This is a genomic window from Hydrogenophaga sp. GW101-3F08 (assembly GCF_059424585.1).
On record NZ_JBWKZP010000012.1, the window covers coordinates 91,340 to 110,564 of the forward strand.

Annotated in this window: 19 protein-coding genes; 14 read left to right on the forward strand and 5 right to left on the reverse strand. The window is 66.6% G+C overall.

Annotated elements, in window-relative coordinates:
• Window positions 1-45 precede the first annotated feature (45 nt).
• Complete coding sequence (queA, locus tag AC07YZ_RS23035) at window positions 46-1,170, reverse strand: tRNA preQ1(34) S-adenosylmethionine ribosyltransferase-isomerase QueA (RefSeq protein ID WP_494796509.1); 1,125 nt, start codon at window positions 1,168-1,170, stop codon at window positions 46-48.
• 79 nt (window positions 1,171-1,249) lie between these two features.
• On the opposite strand from queA, the gene recG reads away from it, so the two are divergent.
• Window positions 1,250-3,472, forward strand: a complete 2,223-nt coding sequence (gene recG, locus AC07YZ_RS23040) for an ATP-dependent DNA helicase RecG (RefSeq protein WP_494796510.1) — start codon at window positions 1,250-1,252, stop codon at window positions 3,470-3,472.
• Between the two features lie 16 nt (window positions 3,473-3,488).
• Here recG and AC07YZ_RS23045 read toward each other — a convergent pair whose 3' ends face one another.
• Window positions 3,489-3,956 (reverse strand): hypothetical protein, encoded by a 468-nt coding sequence (locus AC07YZ_RS23045; protein WP_494796511.1) that lies wholly within the window; start codon window positions 3,954-3,956, stop codon window positions 3,489-3,491.
• Window positions 3,957-4,119: 163 nt separating this feature from the next.
• On the opposite strand from AC07YZ_RS23045, the gene AC07YZ_RS23050 reads away from it, so the two are divergent.
• Together AC07YZ_RS23050 and AC07YZ_RS23055 are read left to right on the forward strand one after the other, a co-directional pair.
• Complete coding sequence (locus tag AC07YZ_RS23050; protein ID WP_226490221.1) at window positions 4,120-5,079, forward strand: hydrogen peroxide-inducible genes activator; 960 nt, start codon at window positions 4,120-4,122, stop codon at window positions 5,077-5,079.
• Window positions 5,080-5,205: 126 nt separating this feature from the next.
• Window positions 5,206-6,126, forward strand: coding sequence for a 4-hydroxybenzoate octaprenyltransferase (locus AC07YZ_RS23055; RefSeq protein WP_494796512.1), 921 nt, complete (start codon window positions 5,206-5,208; stop codon window positions 6,124-6,126).
• A 24-nt stretch (window positions 6,127-6,150) separates the two neighbouring features.
• Here the strand turns inward: AC07YZ_RS23055 and proC are convergent, their stop codons facing one another.
• From proC to AC07YZ_RS23070, 3 genes are all read right to left on the reverse strand, one after another.
• On the reverse strand, window positions 6,151-6,978 hold the full coding sequence (gene proC / locus AC07YZ_RS23060; protein ID WP_494796513.1) for a pyrroline-5-carboxylate reductase: 828 nt from the start codon (window positions 6,976-6,978) through the stop codon (window positions 6,151-6,153).
• Between the two features lie 156 nt (window positions 6,979-7,134).
• Entirely contained in the window at window positions 7,135-8,628 is a 1,494-nt protein-coding gene (gene glpK, locus AC07YZ_RS23065; RefSeq protein ID WP_226490216.1) for a glycerol kinase GlpK, read from the reverse strand.
• 26 nt (window positions 8,629-8,654) lie between these two features.
• Complete coding sequence (locus tag AC07YZ_RS23070) at window positions 8,655-9,437, reverse strand: DeoR/GlpR family DNA-binding transcription regulator (protein WP_494796514.1); 783 nt, start codon at window positions 9,435-9,437, stop codon at window positions 8,655-8,657.
• Between the two features lie 156 nt (window positions 9,438-9,593).
• On the opposite strand from AC07YZ_RS23070, the gene AC07YZ_RS23075 reads away from it, so the two are divergent.
• The 11 genes from AC07YZ_RS23075 (at window position 9,594) to rpsN (ending at window position 19,208) form a co-directional block, all read left to right on the forward strand.
• Window positions 9,594-10,676 carry an ABC transporter ATP-binding protein gene (locus tag AC07YZ_RS23075; protein ID WP_226490214.1) on the forward strand — a complete coding sequence of 361 codons (1,083 nt, stop codon included), beginning with the start codon at window positions 9,594-9,596 and terminating at the stop codon, window positions 10,674-10,676.
• 61 nt (window positions 10,677-10,737) lie between these two features.
• Window positions 10,738-11,808 carry an ABC transporter ATP-binding protein gene (locus AC07YZ_RS23080; RefSeq protein WP_494796515.1) on the forward strand — a complete coding sequence of 357 codons (1,071 nt, stop codon included), beginning with the start codon at window positions 10,738-10,740 and terminating at the stop codon, window positions 11,806-11,808.
• On the forward strand, window positions 11,805-12,698 hold the full coding sequence (locus AC07YZ_RS23085) for a carbohydrate ABC transporter permease (RefSeq protein WP_226490212.1): 894 nt from the start codon (window positions 11,805-11,807) through the stop codon (window positions 12,696-12,698). The genes AC07YZ_RS23080 and AC07YZ_RS23085 overlap by 4 nt, the downstream gene beginning before the upstream one ends.
• Entirely contained in the window at window positions 12,691-13,503 is an 813-nt protein-coding gene (locus AC07YZ_RS23090; RefSeq protein WP_226490211.1) for a carbohydrate ABC transporter permease, read from the forward strand. Before AC07YZ_RS23085 ends, AC07YZ_RS23090 begins: the two co-directional genes overlap by 8 nt.
• A gap of 139 nt (window positions 13,504-13,642) precedes the next feature.
• Window positions 13,643-13,951 (forward strand): DUF2160 domain-containing protein, encoded by a 309-nt coding sequence (locus AC07YZ_RS23095; RefSeq protein ID WP_226490210.1) that lies wholly within the window; start codon window positions 13,643-13,645, stop codon window positions 13,949-13,951.
• A gap of 109 nt (window positions 13,952-14,060) precedes the next feature.
• A complete protein-coding gene (locus AC07YZ_RS23100; protein WP_226490209.1) occupies window positions 14,061-15,794 on the forward strand; it encodes an ABC transporter substrate-binding protein in 1,734 nt (577 codons plus the stop codon).
• Window positions 15,795-15,862: 68 nt separating this feature from the next.
• Window positions 15,863-17,449 (forward strand): glycerol-3-phosphate dehydrogenase/oxidase, encoded by a 1,587-nt coding sequence (locus AC07YZ_RS23105; RefSeq protein WP_494796516.1) that lies wholly within the window; start codon window positions 15,863-15,865, stop codon window positions 17,447-17,449.
• Window positions 17,450-17,653: 204 nt separating this feature from the next.
• Window positions 17,654-18,022 carry a 50S ribosomal protein L14 gene (rplN, locus tag AC07YZ_RS23110; RefSeq protein ID WP_056268999.1) on the forward strand — a complete coding sequence of 123 codons (369 nt, stop codon included), beginning with the start codon at window positions 17,654-17,656 and terminating at the stop codon, window positions 18,020-18,022.
• 9 nt (window positions 18,023-18,031) lie between these two features.
• Complete coding sequence (rplX, locus tag AC07YZ_RS23115) at window positions 18,032-18,352, forward strand: 50S ribosomal protein L24 (RefSeq protein ID WP_068174934.1); 321 nt, start codon at window positions 18,032-18,034, stop codon at window positions 18,350-18,352.
• A 2-nt stretch (window positions 18,353-18,354) separates the two neighbouring features.
• A complete protein-coding gene (gene rplE / locus AC07YZ_RS23120) occupies window positions 18,355-18,894 on the forward strand; it encodes a 50S ribosomal protein L5 (protein ID WP_226490207.1) in 540 nt (179 codons plus the stop codon).
• An 8-nt stretch (window positions 18,895-18,902) separates the two neighbouring features.
• Complete coding sequence (gene rpsN, locus AC07YZ_RS23125; RefSeq protein WP_226490206.1) at window positions 18,903-19,208, forward strand: 30S ribosomal protein S14; 306 nt, start codon at window positions 18,903-18,905, stop codon at window positions 19,206-19,208.
• Window positions 19,209-19,225: the final 17 nt, after the last annotated feature.

Below are 19,225 nucleotides of genomic sequence, written 5' to 3' on the forward strand. Positions count from 1 at the left end.
GTGCCGGGTGGGCTCGTTACGGCCTGAGAAAAATGCCAGCAAATGTTACAGGGTGGACTGGCCAGGCACCGGTGTCTTGTGGAGCAGCATCGCGTCGCCATAGCTGAAGAAGCGGTAACCCTGCGCCACCGCGTGGCGGTAGAGCGCCATCACGTGTTCGTGGCCGGCGAAGGCGCTCACCAGCATCATCAGCGTGCTCTTGGGCAGGTGGAAGTTGGTCACCAGCACGTCCACCACCCGAAACCGAAAACCCGGGGTGATGAAGATGTTGGTGTCGCCCATGGTCTCGCCCGAGCGCGCCCAGCTCTCCAGCGTGCGCACGGTCGTGGTGCCCACCGCCACCACGCGCCCGCCGCGCGCGCGGCAGTCGGCGATGGCCCGCAGGGTCTCGGGCGGGATCGCGTAGCGCTCGTGGTGCATCACGTGTTCTTCGATGCGCTCGGTCTTCATGGGGGCGAAGGTGCCCGCGCCCACGTGCAGCGTCACGTTGGCGCGCCGCACGCCGCGCGCTTCGAGCGCGGCCAATACACCTTCGTCAAAGTGCAGCGCGGCCGTGGGCGCGGCCACGGCGCCGGGCACGCGGGCAAACACGGTCTGGTAGCGACGCTCGTCGTCGGCGTCGTCCGCGTGGGTGATGTAGGGCGGCAGCGGAACGTGGCCGTGGCGCGCCATCAGCTCGTAGGGCGTTTCGCCGGCCGGGCCTTGCAGACGCAGGCGGAAGAGCTGTCCCTGTTCGTCGGGCCAACGGCCCAGGAACACCGCGTCAAAACCGCCGCCCTTGAGTCCACCGGCCAGGTGCAGCAGGCCACCGGGTTGTGGCTTCTTGCTCACGCGGATGTGGGCCACCACCTCCTGCCCCGAGCCGTCCAGTGCCTCGTGCGGCAGCAGCACGCGCTCGATCAGGATCTCGAACTTGCCCCCCGAGGTCTTCTCGCCGAACAGCCGGGCCTTCACGACCTGTGTGTCGTTGAACACCAGCAAGTCGCCGGGCTGCAGCAGCCCCGGCAGTTCGCGAAAGATGCGGTCCACCGGTTGCGCTCCCGTGCCGTCGAGCAGGCGCGAAGCGCTGCGTTCGGCGGCGGGGTGCTGGGCGATGAGTTCGTCGGGAAGCTGGAAATCGAAGTCGGCGACGGTGAATGCGCGGGCCGATGGAGACGTGGAAGGATTCATGCTGCTTGAGGGCCGGACAAGGCCCGTTCCAAGTGGAAGTCGGGAAAGGGGTGGATAAAAAGACAGGCAGAATTGTCCCATGCCCGACGCCAAGCCCGCCCCCGCCAAGGCGCTTTCTGCCCCGCAGAAAGCCCTGCACAAGCTGGGGCTCACGCGCGACATCGATCTGGCGCTGCACCTGCCGCTGCGCTACGAAGACGAAACCCGCGTGGTGCGGCTGGCCGATGCGCGCGACGGCCAGACGGTGCAGGTGGAGGGCACGGTCACGCACAGCGAGGTTAGTCTGCGCCCGCGCCGCCAACTGCTGGTGACGCTGGACGACGGCTCGGACACCTGCACCCTGCGCTTCTTCAGCTTCTACCCCTCGCACCAGAAGGCGCTGGCCGTGGGCGCGCGGGTGCGGGTGCGCGGCGAAGTGCGTGGCGGCTTCATGGGCCGCACCATGGTGCACCCGGCGTTTCACGCGGCCGGCGGTGAACTGCCCGATGCGCTCACGCCGGTGTATCCGACCAGCGCTCAACTGCCCCAGGCCTACCTGCGCAAGGTGGTGGCCAGTGGCCTGGCGCGCGCCGACCTGAGCGAAACCCTGCCCCCCGAGTTGCTGGACGGCCTGAAGGCGGTGGTGCACGGCACCTGGACGCTGCGCGAGGCCCTGCGCTACCTGCACCACCCGGGGCCGGACGTGTCGCTCGACGCGCTCGAAGACCGCAGCCACCCGGCCTGGCAGCGCCTGAAGGCCGAAGAGTTGCTGGCCCAGCAGCTGTCGCAGCTGACGGCCAAACGCGAGCGCGATGCCCTGCGCGCGCCCACGCTGCGCGCGGTGCCGGGTGGTTTGCACGAACAGCTGCTCGCGGTGCTGCCGTTCGCCTTGACCGGCGCGCAGCGCCGCGTGGGCGAGGAGATCGCGCGCGATCTGGCGCGCCCCGTGCCCATGCATCGGTTGCTGCAGGGCGACGTGGGCTCGGGCAAGACGGTGGTGGCCGCGCTGGCCGCCGCCATCGCCATCGACTCGGGCTGGCAGTGCGCGTTGATGGCGCCCACCGAGATCCTGGCCGAGCAGCATTTCGCCAAACTCGTCGGCTGGCTGGAGCCGCTGCTTGCGCCCTTGGGCCAACGCGTGGCCTGGCTCACCGGCAGCCAGAAGAAAAAGCAGCGCAGCGAGATGCTGGCGCTGATCGCCAGCGGCGAGGCCGCGCTGGTGGTGGGCACCCACGCCGTGATCCAGGACCAGGTGGTGTTCCAGAACCTGGCGCTGGCCATCATCGACGAGCAGCACCGGTTTGGGGTGGCGCAGCGGCTGGCATTGAGATCCAAGATGGGGCCAGGCTCGGCGAGCCCTTCGACAGGCTCAGGGCGAACGGAGGTTGGGTTGGCTGAGACGCTGCCCGGTACTTCGCCTGCCGGTGATCCCGTTCGGGCTGAGCTTGTCGAAGCCTGTCCTGAGCCTGTTCGAGGGCCCCTCGAACAGGAGCCCCACCTGCTGATGATGACGGCGACCCCGATCCCTCGGACCTTGGCCATGAGCTACTACGCCGACCTGGACGTCTCCACCATCGACGAACTGCCCCCTGGGCGCACGCCCATCGTCACCAAGGTCGTGTCCGACCAGCGCCGCCACGAGGTGATCGAACGCATCCGTGCCCAGGTGGCGCAGGGCCGGCAGGTGTACTGGGTCTGCCCGCTGATCGAAGAGAGCGAGGCGCTCGATCTGTCGAACGCGACGGCCACGCACGCCGAGCTCAGTGACGCGTTGTCTGGCACCGTGGTCGGCCTGCTGCACTCGCGCATGCCGGTGGCCGAGAAGAAGGCGGTGATGTCGCTGTTCACCAGTGGCCACATGGGCGTGCTGGTGTCCACCACGGTGATCGAGGTCGGCGTGGACGTGCCCAACGCCTCGCTGATGGTGATCGAACACGCCGAGCGCTTCGGCCTGAGCCAGCTGCACCAGCTGCGTGGCCGGGTGGGGCGCGGCGCGGCGGCGTCGGCCTGCGTGCTGCTCTACACCCCGCCCGAAGGCGGGCGCCTGGGCGAAACCGCGCGCGAGCGCCTCAGGGCCATGGCCGAAACCAGCGACGGTTTCGAGATCGCGCGGCGCGACCTGGAGATCCGCGGCCCGGGCGAATTCCTCGGTGCCCGTCAGTCGGGGGCGGCGATGCTGCGTTTCGCCGACCTGGCCACCGACGGCCACTTGCTCGACTGGGCCCGGGGCGCCGCCGCGCGCATGCTGGCGCAGCACCCGGCGGCGGCCGAAAAGCACATCGCCCGCTGGTTGGGCAGCAAAGCCGAATACCTGAAGGCATGAGCCTTCGAGATTGGATTTACCGAGCGGTCCAGGGTTCGTCGAAGGCAAATGCGTCCGGGAACCCCTCTGCATCGAGCTTGCTTTTGTCTCCGAAATAGAGCTTGCCGCCTTTGATCAGCAGCAGGGTCTTGAAAGGAGCACCCACACCCTCGACGATGGCTGCTCTCTCACCCTCGTCATCACCGATGGTCTTCGGGCCCTGTAGGACATAGGTGTAGCTGACGTACGGTCTGATCGAAAGACCCAGGTCCTTGCAGTCGGGGCTGGAGCCGGAGTAGCTCACGGGGGTCATCTTCAACGTCGAGTTGTCGATCTTCTCGACCATCAAGAGCGTCGCTAACGCCAAGCCGGAACCGTTGCTGGGTGGGCTGCACTTCAGCCAGGTGCCAACATAGGGTTCGGTTGTTGAGGTCTCGTCAGAGCCGCCGCAGGCGCTCAGCAGCAGGGGCGTGGCGAGGGCGAGCGCCCAAAAGTGTTTTTTCATATTCATCCGCTCCATGAGGGGTCTGGTGCAGTGGAGCCGTAGCCACGGCCCGGCTCTGGGCGTGTGCGGCACGGCAATATAACAATTTGTCACCAATCGCCTGTTGATCGAGCACAAGTTCGATCGTGGGGGCGCGTTGTGGAGTCGGCGCAAAATACCGGCCATGACGCTCACCGAACTCAAATACATCGTGGCCGTGGCGCGCGAGAGGCACTTTGGCCGGGCGGCCGAGGCCTGCTATGTGTCGCAACCCACGCTCTCGGTGGCCATCAAGAAGCTGGAAGAAGAGCTGGAGCTCAAGATCTTCGAGCGCAACGCCAGCGAAATCAGCGTGACGCCGCTGGGCGAAGAAATCGTGCGCCAGGCGCAGACCGTGCTGGAACAGGCCGCGTCGATCAAGGAGATCGCCAAACGCGGCAAAGACCCGCTGGCCGGCCCGCTGCGCCTGGGGGTGATCTACACCATTGGCCCGTACCTGCTGCCCAACCTCGTGCGCCAGGTGATCGAGCGCACGCCGCAGATGCCGCTGATGCTGCAGGAGAACTTCACCGTCAAGCTGCTGGAGCAGCTGCGCCTGGGCGAGATCGACTGCGCCATCCTGGCCGAGCCCTTCCCGGACACGAATCTGGCGATCGCACCGCTGTACGACGAGCCCTTCCTGGCCGCGGTGCCGGTGAACCACCCGCTGGCGCGCCAGAGCTGCGTCACCTCCGAACAGCTCAAGCGCGAGACCATGCTGTTGCTGGGCACGGGCCACTGCTTTCGCGACCACGTGCTGGAGGTGTGCCCGGAGTTCGCCCGTTTCTCCAACGACACCGAAGGCATCCGCAAGAGCTTTGAAGGCTCCTCGCTGGAGACCATCAAGCACATGGTGGCCGCCGGCATGGGCGTGACCCTGGTGCCCCGCCTGTCCGTGCCCAGCTCGGCGCTGGACGGCGCGCCCAACGCGGGCCAGGACTTCGGCGACTCGTCCTACGTGCGCTACCTGCCGTTTGAAGGCGAGCCGCCCACACGCCGCGTGGTGCTGGCTTGGCGGCGCAGCTTCACGCGCTACGAGGCGATCGCCGAACTGCGCAATGCGATCTATGCCTGCGAACTGCCGGGCGTGAAGCGATTGTCTTGATCCCCTGTGCCGCTTCGCGTTTTCCCCCAGGGGGACCACACCAGCAGCCCGTCCTGAGCTTGTTGAAGGGCGGTTCTGCCGTGTGCTGGAATCCCGGGCGCGCCCACCTGACCGCTGAGTCCTGCAGTGTTTGATCGACTGAACCTTTACCTCGACCTGATCCGCTGGAACCGCCCCGCAGGGTGGCTGTTGCTGCTCTGGCCTTCGCTCTCCGCCCTGTGGGTGGCGGCGGGTGGTTTTCCGGGGCCGCACCTGTTGCTGGTGTTCGTGGCCGGCACCATCCTCATGCGCAGCGCCGGCTGCTGCGTCAACGACGTGGCCGACCGCGAGTTCGACAAACACGTCAAGCGCACCGCACAGCGGCCGGTGACCAGCGGGCGCGTGGGCGTGGGCGAGGCGCTGGGCGTGGGCGCCGTGCTCGCTTTCGTGGCCTTCCTGCTGGTGCTCACGACCAACGTGGCGACCATCACCTGGTCGGTGCTGGGTCTCGTGCTGTCGCTGGTCTATCCCTACGCCAAACGGGTTGTGTCCATGCCGCAGGCGGTGCTGGGCGTGGCCTTCAGCTTCGGCATTCCGATGGCGTTCGCGGCGGTGAACGGCGGCCCGGTGCTGGAACTGTTCTCCGGCGTGGCGCCCTGGAGCGCGCCGGGCTTCTGGGCCGGGGTGTGGCACAGCGTGCCGCCGCTGGCCTGGCTGCTGATGGCGGGCAACCTGTTCTGGGTGCTGGCCTACGACACGGAATACGCCATGGTGGACCGCGACGACGACCTGCGCATCGGCATGAAGACCTCGGCCATCACGCTGGGCGACGCCGACGTGCCGGCGGTGACGGCGTTCTACCTGGTCTTCCTGGGCATCTGGACCGCCGCGCTGTGGTCCGTGGTGAACCCCTGGGTCTGGGGTGCCATGCTGCTGGTGGCGCTGGCCCAGGTGGCCTGGCACTACCGCCTCATCAAGGACCGCACGCGCGAAGGCTGCTTCAAGGCCTTCCGCCTCAACCACTGGCTGGGGTTCACCGTGTTCGTGGGTGTGGTGCTCGGGGTGTGAGCGCGCGGCGTGGGGGGTGAGCCTCTACTTGCCGAATTCTTTGCCCAGTTCAGCGGCCCGGGCCTGCGCCGCCCGCAAGGCGTCCTCGAATTTCGCTTTCACACCACTCGCATCCATCGACGTGATCGCCGCGTAGGTGGTGCCGCCCTTGGACGTGACACGTTCGCGCAGTGTCTGCAGCGGTTCGCTGGAGCGTTGTGCCAGAGTGGCCGCGCCGATGAAGGTGCCGATGGCGAGCTGCTGCGCCACCTCGGGCGTGAGGCCCATGCGGGCACCCGCGTCGCGCATGGCTTCGAGGAAATAGAAGACGTAGGCAGGGCCGGAGCCCGAGATCGCGGTCACCGCGTCCAGGTCCGCTTCCACGTTCACCCACACCAGCTCGCCGGTGGTGCGGACCACACGCTCGACCAGCGCGCGGTCGTCCGCCGACACGGAGGCGCGCGCCATCAGACCGGTCATGCCCAGGCCCACGAGCGCGGGCGTGTTGGGCATGGCACGCACGATGCGCTGCGTCCGCAGCCAGCCGGCCATGCTCTCGCTGGTGATGCCGGCGGCCACGCTCAGGTGCAGGGCGTCGCCCAGGAACGGCTGGCTGGCGAGCGCCGCCTCCTTGAAGGTCTGCGGCTTCACGGCCCAGACCACCAGACCCGAGGGTTTGAGGTCGGCGCTGGCGGCGGGCAACACGGTCATGCCCGGGAACTGCTGCGCCAGCCGCGCGCGCTGCTCGTCCCAGGGCTCGACCACCTGCAGAGCGCTGGTGGGGTGGCCCTGGCGGACCAGCCCGCCGATGATGGCGCTGGCCATGTTGCCGCCGCCGATGAAGGTGATGATGGGGTGGGTGGAGGTGTTCATGCCAGCATTTTCGCCGGAGCGAGATCCGTCACGCACGAGGCCATCCCGGCGATGGGCACCGAGGAACCGGCTTTGCCGGGCCTCTGGTGCCGCCCCCTGGAGGGGGTCGCGCGCAGCGCGGCGGGGGTGGCTCATGTCCTTCGCGGGGGGAGGCGGCTATGCCGCCGTGGTTTGGCGCACCGCGTGCTCCCACTTCGCCATTTTTTCTGCGGCGTGCTCTCGCGAGAGCGTCGGGTGGAACACCCGCTCGGCACGCCACTGTTTCGAGAGTTCGTCCAGCCCGGCGTACAGCCCGCACTGCAGGCCTGCGAGGTAGGCCGCGCCCAGAGCGGTGGTCTCGATCACGGCCGGCCGCACCACCGGAATGCCCAGCAGATCGGCCTGGATCTGCATCAGCAGGTCGTTGACGCAGGCGCCGCCGTCCACCCGCAGCTCGTTCACCGGCACGCCGCCGCTGGCCACGGCGTCGCGGCTCATGGCGTCGAGCAGCGCGGCGCTCTGGAAGGCGATGCTTTCCAGCGCGGCGCGCGCGATGTGGGCAATCGTGCTGCCGCGCGTGAGGCCGGTGATGCTGCCGCGGCTGTCGGGCTGCCAGTAGGGCGCGCCCAGGCCGGTGAAGGCGGGCACCAGCACCACGCCGCCCGCGTCGGGCACGCTCTCGGCGAGCGCCTGCACCTCGCTGCTGGACTGGATGGCGCGCAGGCCGTCGCGCAGCCACTGCACCACGGCGCCGCCGATGAACACGCTGCCCTCGAAGGCGTACTGCGGCTTGCCGGGCGGCTGCGCGGCGGCGGTGGTGATCAGGCCGTTCTGGCTGGTCTGGAAACGTTCGCCGTTGTGCATCAGCATGAAGCAGCCGGTGCCGTAGGTGTTCTTGGCCATGCCGGCCTGGAAGCAGGCCTGGCCGAACAGCGCGCTCTGCTGGTCGCCGGCCACGCCGCCGATCACCAGCGGCGCGCCCAGCCACTCGGGGCGTACCTCGCCGAAATGGGCGCTGGAGGGCAGGGCGGTCGGCATCATGGCCGCCGGGATGGTCATGGCCGCGAGCAGCTCTTCGTCCCAGCGTTGCGTGTGCACGTTGAACAGCATGGTGCGCGCGGCGTTGCTGTGGTCGGTCACGTGGGCCGCGCCGCCGGTGAGCTGCCAGATCAGCCAGCTGTCCACCGTGCCGAAGGCCAGCTCGCCGGCCTCGGCCTGCGCGCGCGCGCCGGGCACGTGGTCGAGGATCCACTGCAGCTTGGTGCCCGAGAAATAGGCGTCGATGCGCAGACCGGTTTTCTGCAAGACGGTGTCGGAGAGGCCGCGCTCGCGCAGCGCCACGCAGGTGCTTTCGGCGCGGCGGTCCTGCCAGACGATGGCGTTGTAAACGGGCTCGCCGGTCTGGCGGTTCCACACCACCGTGGTCTCGCGCTGGTTGGTGATGCCCACGGCGCGGATGTCGCTGGCCTTCAGGCCGGCCTTGGCCAGCGCCTCGCGCGCGGTCTCCAGCTGCGTGGTCCAGAGGTCGCGCGGGTCGTGTTCCACCCAGCCCGGCTGGGGGTAGATCTGGCGGAACTCGCGCTGCGCCATGGCCACCACATGGCCGTCGCGGTCGAACACGATGCTGCGCGAACTCGAAGTGCCCTGGTCCAGGGCGAGCAGGTAGGTCATGGTTTGTCTCGCTGAGGTGGTGGGGATCAGGCGGGGTCGTCCGAGCGGTCGGCCACCACGCATTCGACGTGGCCCTGCGCCATCAGTTCGCCAAAGGGGGGCGGTGGCGACGCGTCGGTGAACATCACGTCGATCTCGTCGAGCCGCGCCAGTTCCACCATGGCGGGCCGGTTGAATTTGCTGTGGTCGGCGGCGAGCCAGACCTCGCGCGACTGCTCGACGATGGTGCGCGCCACCTTCACCTCGCGGTAGTCGAAGTCGCGCAGCGTGCCGTCGGACTCGATGCCGCTGATGCCGATCAGGCCGATGTCCACCTTGAACTGGCGCATGAAGTCCACCGTGGCCTCGCCCACGATGCCCTGGTCGGCGCCGCGCACCAGGCCGCCGGCCACGATCACCTCGCAGTCGGGGTTGGTGCTCATCAGCGCGGCGATGTGCAGGTTGTTGGTGATCACGCGCAGGCCGCGGTGGCGCAGCAGTTCGTGGCCCACCGCCTCGATCGTGGTGCCGATGTTGAGGATCAGCGAACAGCCGTTGGGCACCCGCTGCGCGATGGCGCGCGCGATGGCGCGCTTGGCCTCGGACTGCATGGCCTGGCGCTGCCGGTAGGCGATGTTTTCGGTGGTCGAGCCCGGCAGGCGCACACCGCCGTGAAAGCGCGAGAGCAGGCCAGCCTCGGCCAGGCGCTGCACATCGCGGCGCACGGTCTGCAGGGTCACGCCAAAGCGTTCAGCCAGGGCTTCGATGGTCTGCGGGCCGCGGGCGCGCACGTCTTCGAGCAACTGGGTGTGTCGGGGCGCGAGGTTCATGGGAAGCGGATTCTGAAACAGGACAACCCGAACATAACGGAAAAGTTATTTTTGCCCTTAAGGGTAAATACCGAATAAAAAAGAACATAAACGAACAATAGAATCGCCGAAACGAAAACACCCGACCCGGGTGACTGGCCTTCTTCTGGACCTGAAATGCAGCTCTCTCTGGAATACGTGGGGAAAACGGTCGGACCATCGGTCCACCTCTATCCCCAGAGCCTGACCCCGGTGCCCGGCGCGGTCACGGTGTTGCTGGGCGCGACCCAGGCCGGCAAGACCAGCCTGATGCGCCTCATGGCCGGGCTGGACGTGCCCAGCACCGGCCGGGTGCTGGTGGACGGCGTCGACGTGACCGGCGTTCCGGTGCGCGAACGCAACGTGGCCATGGTCTACCAGCAGTTCATCAACTACCCCTCGATGACGGTGGCCGACAACATCGCCTCGCCGCTGAAACTGCGTGGCCTGCCGCGCGCCGCGATCGACGCCCAGGTGCGGCAGCTCGCCGAGCGCCTGCACATCGACATCTTTCTGGACCGCCTGCCGGCCGAGCTCTCCGGTGGCCAGCAGCAGCGCGTGGCGCTGGCCCGCGCGCTGGCCAAGAACGCGCCCCTGATGCTGCTCGACGAGCCGCTGGTGAACCTGGACTACAAGCTGCGCGAGGAACTGCGCGAAGAGCTGACCCAGCTGTTCGCCGCCGGCGACTCCACCGTGGTCTACGCCACCACCGAGCCCGGTGAAGCCCTGCTGCTGGGCGGCTACACAGCGGTGATGGACGCGGGCGAGCTGCTGCAATACGGGCCGACCGCCGAGGTCTTTCACGTGCCCAAGTCGATCCGCGTGGCGCGCGCCTTCAGCGACCCGCCGATGAACCTGCTGGCGGCCGAGGTGGTGGACAGCGGCGTGCAGCTGGGCGGCGGGCCGCGCCTGGCCGTGAACCTGCCGGAGCGCGCCACCCGCGCGCTGACGGTGGGCGTGCGCGCCAGCGCCCTGCGGGTGCATCCGCGCGAGGGCGATGTGACCCTGCCCGGCACCGTGGAGCTGGCGGAGATCTCGGGCTCGGACACCTTTGTGCACGTGCACACCGGCGTGGGCGAGGTGGTGGCCCAGCTCACCGGCGTGCACGACTTTGAGCTCGGCAGCCCCATCACCCTGCACCTGAATCCGGCGCAGGTCTATGTGTTCGACCAGGCGGGGGATCTGCTGATCGCGCCCGAGCGCAAAGGAGCACAGCGATGAGCGCCGCGCCGGACCGCTCCAAGCCAGCTCGCACCGCAGTGCGAAGCACGGAGGTTTCCCAATGAGCCGCATTGATCTGGATCTCGCGCACTCGTACAAGCCGAACCCGAAAGAGGACGCCGACTACGCGCTGCTGCCGCTGAAGATGAGCTTCGCAGACGGTGGCGCCTACGCCTTGCTCGGCCCCTCGGGCTGCGGCAAGACGACCATGCTCAACATCATGTCGGGTCTGCTGGTGCCTTCGCACGGCAGCGTGACCTTCGACGGCCAGGACATGACCCGCGCCACGCCGCAGCAGCGCAACATCGCCCAGGTGTTCCAGTTCCCGGTCATCTACGACACCATGACGGTGGCGGAAAACCTGGCGTTCCCGCTGAAGAACCGCAAGGTGCCGGCGCACCAGATCCAGGCCCGCGTGGGCCAGATCGCCGAGATGCTGGAGATGAGCCACCAGCTCGACATGCGCGCCGCGGGTTTGAGCGCCGACCAGAAGCAGAAGATCTCGCTGGGCCGGGGTCTGGTGCGGCCCGATGTGTCGGCCGTGCTGTTCGACGAGCCGCTGACCGTGATCGACCCGCACCTGAAATGGCAGCTGCGCCGCAAGCTCAAGCAGATCCACCACGAGCTCAAGCTGACCCTGATCTACGTGACGCACGACCAGGTCGAGGCGCTGACCTTTGCCGACCAGGTGGTGGTGATGACGCGTGGCAAGGTGGTGCAGATGGGCACGCCCGAGGCCTTGTTCGAGCAGCCGGCCCACACCTTCGTGGGTCACTTCATCGGCTCGCCGGGCATGAACTTCCTGCCGGCGAACGTGGCCGACGGCGCGCTCAGCGTGGGCGGCCTCGGTCTGAGCGCGGACCGCGAGCTGCCCGCGGGTGATCTCAAGCTGGGCATCCGCCCCGAATACCTGCGGCTGGTGCCGGTCGGTGCCATCGGCGCCTTGCCCGCCACCGTGCGCCAGGTGCAGGACATCGGCACCTACCTGCTGGTGACCTGCGACCTCGCCGGCCAGACCCTCAAGGCGCGGCTCGCGCCCGACGCCACGCCGCCCGCGGTGGGCGACCGGGTGGGGCTGCAGGTGCTGGGCGAACACACCTGCTACTACAAGAACGAGGAGCTCATGGCATGAGCGCGACCACCAAACCCGTGAACCAGAAGGCCTGGTTCCTGATCCTGCCGGTCTTCATCTGCGTGGCCTTCTCGGCCATCCTGCCGCTGATGACGGTGGTGAACTACTCGGTGCAGGACATCATTTCGCCCGAGCGCCGCGTCTTCGTCGGCACCGAATGGTTCGCCGCCGTGATGCGCGACCAAGACCTGCACGCCGCGCTCTGGAACCAGCTGAAGTTCTCGCTGGCCGTGCTGCTGTTGGAGATACCGCTGGGCATCGCGCTGGCGCTGTCCATGCCGGCCGCCGGCTGGAAGGCCTCGGCCACGCTGGTGATCGTGGCGCTGTCGCTGCTGATCCCCTGGAACGTGGTCGGCACCATCTGGCAGATTTTCGGCCGCGCCGACATCGGCCTGATGGGCGCCACCCTGCAGCGTCTGGGCATCGAATACAGCTACACCGGCGACGCCCTGCACGCCTGGCTCACCGTGCTGCTGATGGACATCTGGCATTGGACCCCGCTGGTGGCCCTGCTGGCCTACGCCGGCCTGCGCAGCATCCCCGACGCCTACTACCAGGCCGCGCGCATCGACGGCGCGAGCAAATTCGCGGTGTTCCGCTACATCCAGCTGCCCAAGATGCGCGGCGTGCTGATGATCGCCGTGCTGCTGCGTTTCATGGACTCTTTCATGATCTACACCGAGCCCTTCGTGCTCACCGGCGGCGGCCCCGGCAACGCCACCACCTTCCTCAGCCAGTACCTGACGCAGAAGGCCGTGGGCCAGTTCGACCTGGGGCCGGCGGCGGCGTTCTCGCTGATCTATTTCCTCATCATCCTGCTGTTCTGCTTCGTGCTCTACAACTGGATGCAACGCCTGGGACAAACCGAGAAGGAGGGCGGCCATGAATGATCGCCGGTTCAAGAAGCGCACGGTCTTCCTGATCGCCTATTTGATCTTTGCCCTGTTGCCCATCTACTGGATGGTCAACATGAGCTTCAAGACCAACCAGGAAATCCTCTCCAGCTTCAGCCTGCTGCCCCAGGCCTTCACCTGGGACAACTACAAGACCATCTTCACCGACGAGTCCTGGTACTCGGGCTACATCAACAGCCTGATCTACGTGGCGATCAACACCACGATCTCCCTCACGGTGGCGCTGCCCGCGGCCTATGCCTTCAGTCGCTACAGCTTCCTGGGCGACAAGCACGTGTTCTTCTGGCTGCTGACCAACCGCATGACCCCGCCCGCGGTGTTCCTGCTGCCGTTCTTCCAGCTCTACACCACGGTCGGCCTGATGGACACCCACCTGGCGGTGGCGCTGGCCCACCTGCTGTTCAACGTGCCGCTGGCGGTGTGGATTCTGGAAGGCTTCATGTCGGGCATCCCGCGCGAGATCGACGAGACCGCCTACATCGACGGCTACAGCTTCCCGCGTTTCTTCCTCACCATCTTCCTGCCGCTGATCAAGGCCGGCGTGGGTGTGGCGGCCTTCTTCTGCTTCATGTTCAGCTGGGTCGAGCTGCTGCTGGCGCGCACGCTCACCAGCGTCAACGCCAAACCCATCGTGGCCACCATGACCCGGACCGTGAGCGCGAGTGGCATGGACTGGGCCACGCTGGCGGCCGCTGGTGTGCTGACCATCGTGCCCGGCGCGATCGTGATCTGGTTCGTCCGTCACTACATCGCCAAAGGTTTCGCCATGGGACGGGTATGACAAAGAGCACCTCTGAAAGGAATTGCAATGTTGGAGCGAAGTGACTTTGTCCAGTGGACGCCGCGGAACGGGCTTCGCCCGGCCGCCAGCGTCGTCCCCCCTGCGGGGGGAAGCGCCGCAGGCGCGCAGGGGGGCCACCATGTTTGAGTGGATGGCATGGACCACGCCGGTGGCCATATTTTTTACCTGCATCGTGCTGATGCTCGCCGGCATGACGGTGTGGGAGCTCAAGTCGCCCACGACGATGCGCAAGGGCTTTCTGCCCATGGCCACCACGCGCGGTGACCGCCTGTTCATCGGCCTGCTCGGGGCGGCCTACATCAACCTCGCCTTCGTCGGCATCGCCGGCTGGATCACCGAGTGGATGTCGCTGGAGCAGGAGCCCAGCATCTGGATCTCGTTCGTGCTGTCCATGGTCTGGCTGGTCTGGACCTTGCGCAAAGGCTGAACGCGACTCGGGACCGTTTTTCTCTTTCCGTTGAATTCGGCCCATTGCTTCCCCGGGGCCGAGCCGTTCAGCGTCAACACCGGGGAAGCACATTGCTAGAGGAGACAACATGAAATTTCGTCATACCGCACTGGCCGTCGCGGCCATCGCGGCCCTGGGATGCAATCTGGCCTGGGCCGATGCGGCCGCGGCCAAAAAATGGATCGACAGCGAGTTCCAGCCCTCCACCCTGAGCAAGGACCAGCAGGCCGCCGAGATGAAGTGGTTCATCGATGCCGCCGCCAAGCTCAAGGCCAAGGGCGTGAACGAAATCTCGGTGGTGTCCGAAACCATCACCACCCACGAGTACGAGAGCAAGACGCTGGCCAAGGCCTTCAGCGAGATCACCGGCATCAACGTCAAGCACGACCTGATTCAGGAAGGCGACGTGGTCGAGAAGCTGCAGACCTCGATGCAGTCGGGCAAGTCGATCTACGACGGCTGGATCTCCGACTCCGACCTGATCGGCACGCACTACCGCTACGGCAAGATCATGAACCTGACCGACTACATGTCGGGCAAGGGCAAGGAATACACCAACCCTGGTCTGGACCTCAAGGACTTCATCGGCACCAGCTTCACCACCGGCCCCGACAAGAAGCTCTACCAGTTGCCCGACCAGCAGTTCGCCAACCTGTACTGGTTCCGTGCCGACCTGTTCGCGCGCCAGGACCTGAAAGACAAATTCAAGGCCAAGTACGGCTACGACCTGGGCGTGCCGCTCAACTGGTCGGCCTACGAAGACATCGCCGCCTTCTTCAGCGAAGACGTGAAGACCATCGACGGCAAGCCCATCTATGGCCACATGGACTACGGCAAGAAGGACCCGTCGCTGGGCTGGCGCTTCACCGACGCCTGGCTGTCGATGGCCGGCACCGCCGACATCGGCATCCCCAACGGCAAACCGGTCGACGAATGGGGCATCCGCGCCTCGGCCGACGGCTGCACGCCGCTGGGTGCGAGCGTCTCGCGCGGTGGCGCCACCAACTCGCCGGCCGCCGTCTACGCACTCACCAAGTACGTCGACTGGATGAAGAAGTACGCGCCGAAAGAAGCCAGCGGCATGACCTTCGGCGAAGCCGGCCCGGTGCCGGCCCAGGGCCAGATCGCGCAGCAGATCTTCTGGTACACCGCCTTCACCGCCGACATGACCAAAAAGGGCCTGCCGGTGGTGAACGAGGACGGCACGCCGAAGTGGCGCATGGCGCCTGGCCCGAACGGTCCGTACTGGAAGCAGGGGATGCAGAACGGCTACCAGGACGTGGGCAGCTGGACCTTCTTCGACAAGCACGACGAGAACAGGACCGCCGCCGCTTGGCTGTACGCGCAGTTCGTGACCGCCAAGACCACCTCGCTCAAGAAGACCATCGTCGGTCTGACCCCGATTCGCGAGAGCGACATCCAGAGCAAGGCCATGACCGACATGGCGCCCAAGCTCGGTGGCCTGGTCGAGTTCTACCGCAGCCCGGCGCGGGTGGCGTGGACGCCCACCGGCACCAACGTGCCCGACTACCCCAAGCTGGCCCAGCTCTGGTGGCAGAACGTGGCCCAGGCTGTGACCGCCGAGAAAACGCCCCAGCAAGCCATGGACAACCTGGCCGAACAGATGGACCAGGTGATGGCCCGTCTGGAACGCGCCGGCATGGACCGCTGCGCGCCCAAACTCAACAAGAAGGAAGACCCCAAGAAGTGGCTGAGCGACAAGGGTGCCCCGTGGGCCAAGCTGGCCAACGAGAAGCCCAAGGGTGAAACCATCGCCTACGACCAGCTGCTCAACGCCTGGAAGAACGGCAAGGTCCGCTGAGGACGCCTGACCGATCGAGTCGCAACCGCCCCTTGCGCCCACCGGCGCAAGGGGCCACCCCAAACACCATGAAACGCGCAGAACTGCTCCAATCGCTGGCCCAAAAAACCCTGTTTGATCTGGCGGTGGTGGGCGGCGGCGCCACCGGCCTCGGGGTGGCGCTGGATGCCGCGCTGCGCGGCTTCTCCGTGGTGCTGCTGGAGTCGCACGACTTCGCTGGCGGCACCTCTTCCCGTTCCACCAAGCTGCTGCACGGCGGCGTGCGTTACCTGGCGCAGGGCAATGTGGCCCTGGTGCGCGAGGCGCTGGCCGAGCGCGCCACGGTGCTGCGCATCGCGCCCCACCTGGCGCAGCCGCTGCCCTTCGTCATGCCGTCCTACGGCTGGTGGCAGACCCCGTTCTACGGCGTGGGGCTCAAGCTGTACGACCTGATGGCCGGGCGCGCCGGGCTGGGTCGCACCGCCTTCCTGAACCGCCGGCAGACCCTGGAGGCCTTGCCCGGGGTGAATCCCCAGGGGCTGCACGGCGGCGTGCAGTACTGGGACGGCCAGTTCGACGACGCCCGGCTGGCCCTGGCCCTGGCCCGCACCGCCGAAGCCGCGGGCGCGCTGGTGCTGAACTACGCCCGGGTCACGGCGGTGCGCCGTATGGACGACGCCGGCCACCCGGTCTCCGAGCTCGATGTGAGCGATCGCTTTTCTGAAGAGCAATACACAGTGCGGGCCCGGTGTGTCGTCAATGCCACCGGCGTCTGGGTCGACGAGCTGCGCGCCCATTCCAGCGGCGCCAGTGCCCAGGACGCGCCCAAACGCATGGTCAGCCCGAGCCAGGGCGTGCACGTGGTGGTGGACCGCGACTTTCTGCCGGGCGACCACGCGCTGCTGGTGCCCAAGACGCGCGATGGCCGGGTGCTGTTTGCCGTGCCCTGGTTGGGAAAACTGGTGCTCGGCACCACCGACACGCCGCGCCAGGACCTGCCCCGCGAACCCGATGCCTTTGCCGAGGAACTGGATTTCATCCTGAGCGAGGCCGGCCACGTGCTGAGCCGCCCGGTCACGAAAGCGGACATCCGCAGCATCTGGGTGGGGCTGCGCCCCCTGGTGGCGCCACCGGAAACCACCGAGGGCGGCACCAAGGTCCTGTCGCGCGAACACACCATCGTGGTGGACGCCAATGGCCTCGTCACCGTCACGGGGGGCAAATGGACCACCTACCGGGCGATGGCCGAAGATGTGCTGGACCGTTGCTTTACCAGTGCACTGCTGCCCCGGCGCCCCGGTGGCTTGAGCGAACGCCACACGCTGCTGGGCGCGCCCACCGCCGGCGCGCCGGCCACACCGATCTATGCCCCACCGGGCCTGCATCTGTATGGAACGGAGCGTCAAAGGGTGCTGGACTGCCCGGGGCACGACCGCTCATTGGGCATGGGGCTGACCGAGGCCATGGTGCGCTACGCCGCGCGCCATGAGCACGCCCACACGGTGGAGGATGTGCTGGCCCGGCGTTGGCGGGCCCTGTTCCTGGACGCCCGCGCGGCGGCGGGCATGGCGCCCGACGTCGCGGCCATCCTGGCCCAGGAACAGGTCGCGAACCCGGAGCTTGACCGGTTCCTGTCGTTGTGCGACCACTATTTGCCGAGCCGTACCGCCGGTTGAGCGCAAAAGCCGGTTGACAATCCAAAGGTGTAGTGCAATAATCTGCGGCTTCGCTGTAAAAAGGCGAAGTTATCCGCCCACCGACGCGGGTCGTGTTCAGTCTGCAGCAGGCCTGCAGGGTTGATGCGGCTGGCAACGACGGGCCCAAGACTGATCACTCCCGGCCGTGGTGGCTGGGGGGATTCAAGTTGGGACTTAAATCAAATGATCCAAACGCAATCTCGACTCGATGTTGCTGACAACACGGGCGCCAAGTCCGTGATGTGCATCAAGGTGCTCGGTGGCTCCAAGCGCCGCTACGCCAGCGTGGGTGACGTCATCAAAGTCACCATCAAGGAAGCAGCGCCCCGTGGCCGCGTCAAAAAAGGCGAGGTTTACAACGCTGTGGTGGTTCGCACCGCCAAAGGCATCCGTCGTCAAGACGGCGCCCTGATCAAATTCGACGGCAACGCGGCAGTGTTGCTCAATGCCAAGCTGGAGCCCATCGGCACCCGCATCTTCGGACCGGTCACGCGCGAGCTGCGCACCGAGAAGTTCATGAAGATCGTGTCGCTGGCGCCCGAGGTTCTCTGAGGAATCATCATGAACAAGATTCGTAGTGGCGATGAAGTCATCGTGATTGCCGGCCGCGACAAGGGCAAGCGCGGCAAGGTTGTGCTGCGCGCCGACGACAGCAAGCTGGTGGTTGAGGGTGTGAACATCGTCAAGAAGCACGCCAAGCCGAACCCCATGAAGGGTGTGACCGGCGGCATCGTTGAAAAAACCATGCCGATTCACCAGTCCAATGTGGCCATCTTCAATGGCGCCACGGGCAAGGCGGATCGCGTGGGCATCAAGCTCCTGGCCGACGGCAAGAAAGTGCGCGTCTTCAAGTCCAGCGGCGAAGAAATCAAGGTGGCATGAACATGGCACGTTTCCAAGAAATCTACCGCGACAAGATCGCCCCCAGCCTGGTCGAGAAGTTCGGCTACAAGTCGATCATGGAGGTGCCCCGCATCACCAAGATCACGCTGAACATGGGTGTGAGCGAGGCTGTTGCCGACAAGAAGGTCATGGACAACGCTGTTGGCGACCTGACCAAGATCGCTGGCCAGAAGCCGGTGGTGACCAAGGCCCGCAAGGCCATTGCGGGCTTCAAGATCCGCGAACAGCAGCCCATCGGTTGCATGGTGACCTTGCGTGGCGCCCGCATGTACGAATTCCTCGATCGTTTCGTGACCGTGGCGCTGCCCCGGGTGCGTGACTTCCGCGGTATTTCCGGCAAGGCGTTTGACGGCCGCGGTAACTACAACATCGGCGTCAAAGAGCAGATCATTTTCCCTGAGATCGAGTACGACAAGGTTGATGCCTTGCGCGGTCTCAACATCAGCATCACGACGACCGCCAAGAACGACGAAGAGTGCAAGGCTCTTCTGGCTGGTTTCCGTTTCCCGTTCAAGAACTGAGGTGGCGCGTGGCTAAACAAGCACTACTCCAACGTGAACTCAAGCGCGAGAAACTCGCCGCCAAGTTCGCCAAGAAATACACCGAGCTCAAGGCCGTCGCCAACGACGCCAAGCGCACCGACGAAGAGCGTGACGCGGCCCGTCTGGGTCTGCAGAAGCTGCCCCGCAATTCGAACCCGACCCGTCAGCGCAACCGCTGCGAGATCACCGGTCGTCCGCGTGGGACCTTCGCCTATTTCGGCCTGGCCCGTGCCAAGGTCCGCGAAATGGCGTTCGCCGGTGAGATTCCCGGTGTCACCAAAGCCAGCTGGTAAGCCCTAGGAGAACCACA

Coding starts and splice junctions, on each gene's coding strand:
- AC07YZ_RS23080 (WP_494796515.1), top strand. CDS start 10,738: ATGAGCCGCATTGATCTGGATCTCGCGCACTCGTACAAGCCGAACCCG.
- AC07YZ_RS23070 (WP_494796514.1), bottom strand. CDS start 9,437: ATGAACCTCGCGCCCCGACACACCCAGTTGCTCGAAGACGTGCGCGCC.
- AC07YZ_RS23045 (WP_494796511.1), bottom strand. CDS start 3,956: ATGAAAAAACACTTTTGGGCGCTCGCCCTCGCCACGCCCCTGCTGCTG.
- queA (WP_494796509.1), bottom strand. CDS start 1,170: ATGAATCCTTCCACGTCTCCATCGGCCCGCGCATTCACCGTCGCCGAC.
- rplX (WP_068174934.1), top strand. CDS start 18,032: ATGAACAAGATTCGTAGTGGCGATGAAGTCATCGTGATTGCCGGCCGC.
- proC (WP_494796513.1), bottom strand. CDS start 6,978: ATGAACACCTCCACCCACCCCATCATCACCTTCATCGGCGGCGGCAAC.
- glpK (WP_226490216.1), bottom strand. CDS start 8,628: ATGACCTACCTGCTCGCCCTGGACCAGGGCACTTCGAGTTCGCGCAGC.
- AC07YZ_RS23050 (WP_226490221.1), top strand. CDS start 4,120: ATGACGCTCACCGAACTCAAATACATCGTGGCCGTGGCGCGCGAGAGG.
- recG (WP_494796510.1), top strand. CDS start 1,250: ATGCCCGACGCCAAGCCCGCCCCCGCCAAGGCGCTTTCTGCCCCGCAG.
- AC07YZ_RS23075 (WP_226490214.1), top strand. CDS start 9,594: ATGCAGCTCTCTCTGGAATACGTGGGGAAAACGGTCGGACCATCGGTC.
- AC07YZ_RS23105 (WP_494796516.1), top strand. CDS start 15,863: ATGAAACGCGCAGAACTGCTCCAATCGCTGGCCCAAAAAACCCTGTTT.
- AC07YZ_RS23100 (WP_226490209.1), top strand. CDS start 14,061: ATGAAATTTCGTCATACCGCACTGGCCGTCGCGGCCATCGCGGCCCTG.
- rplE (WP_226490207.1), top strand. CDS start 18,355: ATGGCACGTTTCCAAGAAATCTACCGCGACAAGATCGCCCCCAGCCTG.
- AC07YZ_RS23090 (WP_226490211.1), top strand. CDS start 12,691: ATGAATGATCGCCGGTTCAAGAAGCGCACGGTCTTCCTGATCGCCTAT.
- rplN (WP_056268999.1), top strand. CDS start 17,654: ATGATCCAAACGCAATCTCGACTCGATGTTGCTGACAACACGGGCGCC.
- AC07YZ_RS23085 (WP_226490212.1), top strand. CDS start 11,805: ATGAGCGCGACCACCAAACCCGTGAACCAGAAGGCCTGGTTCCTGATC.
- AC07YZ_RS23095 (WP_226490210.1), top strand. CDS start 13,643: ATGTTTGAGTGGATGGCATGGACCACGCCGGTGGCCATATTTTTTACC.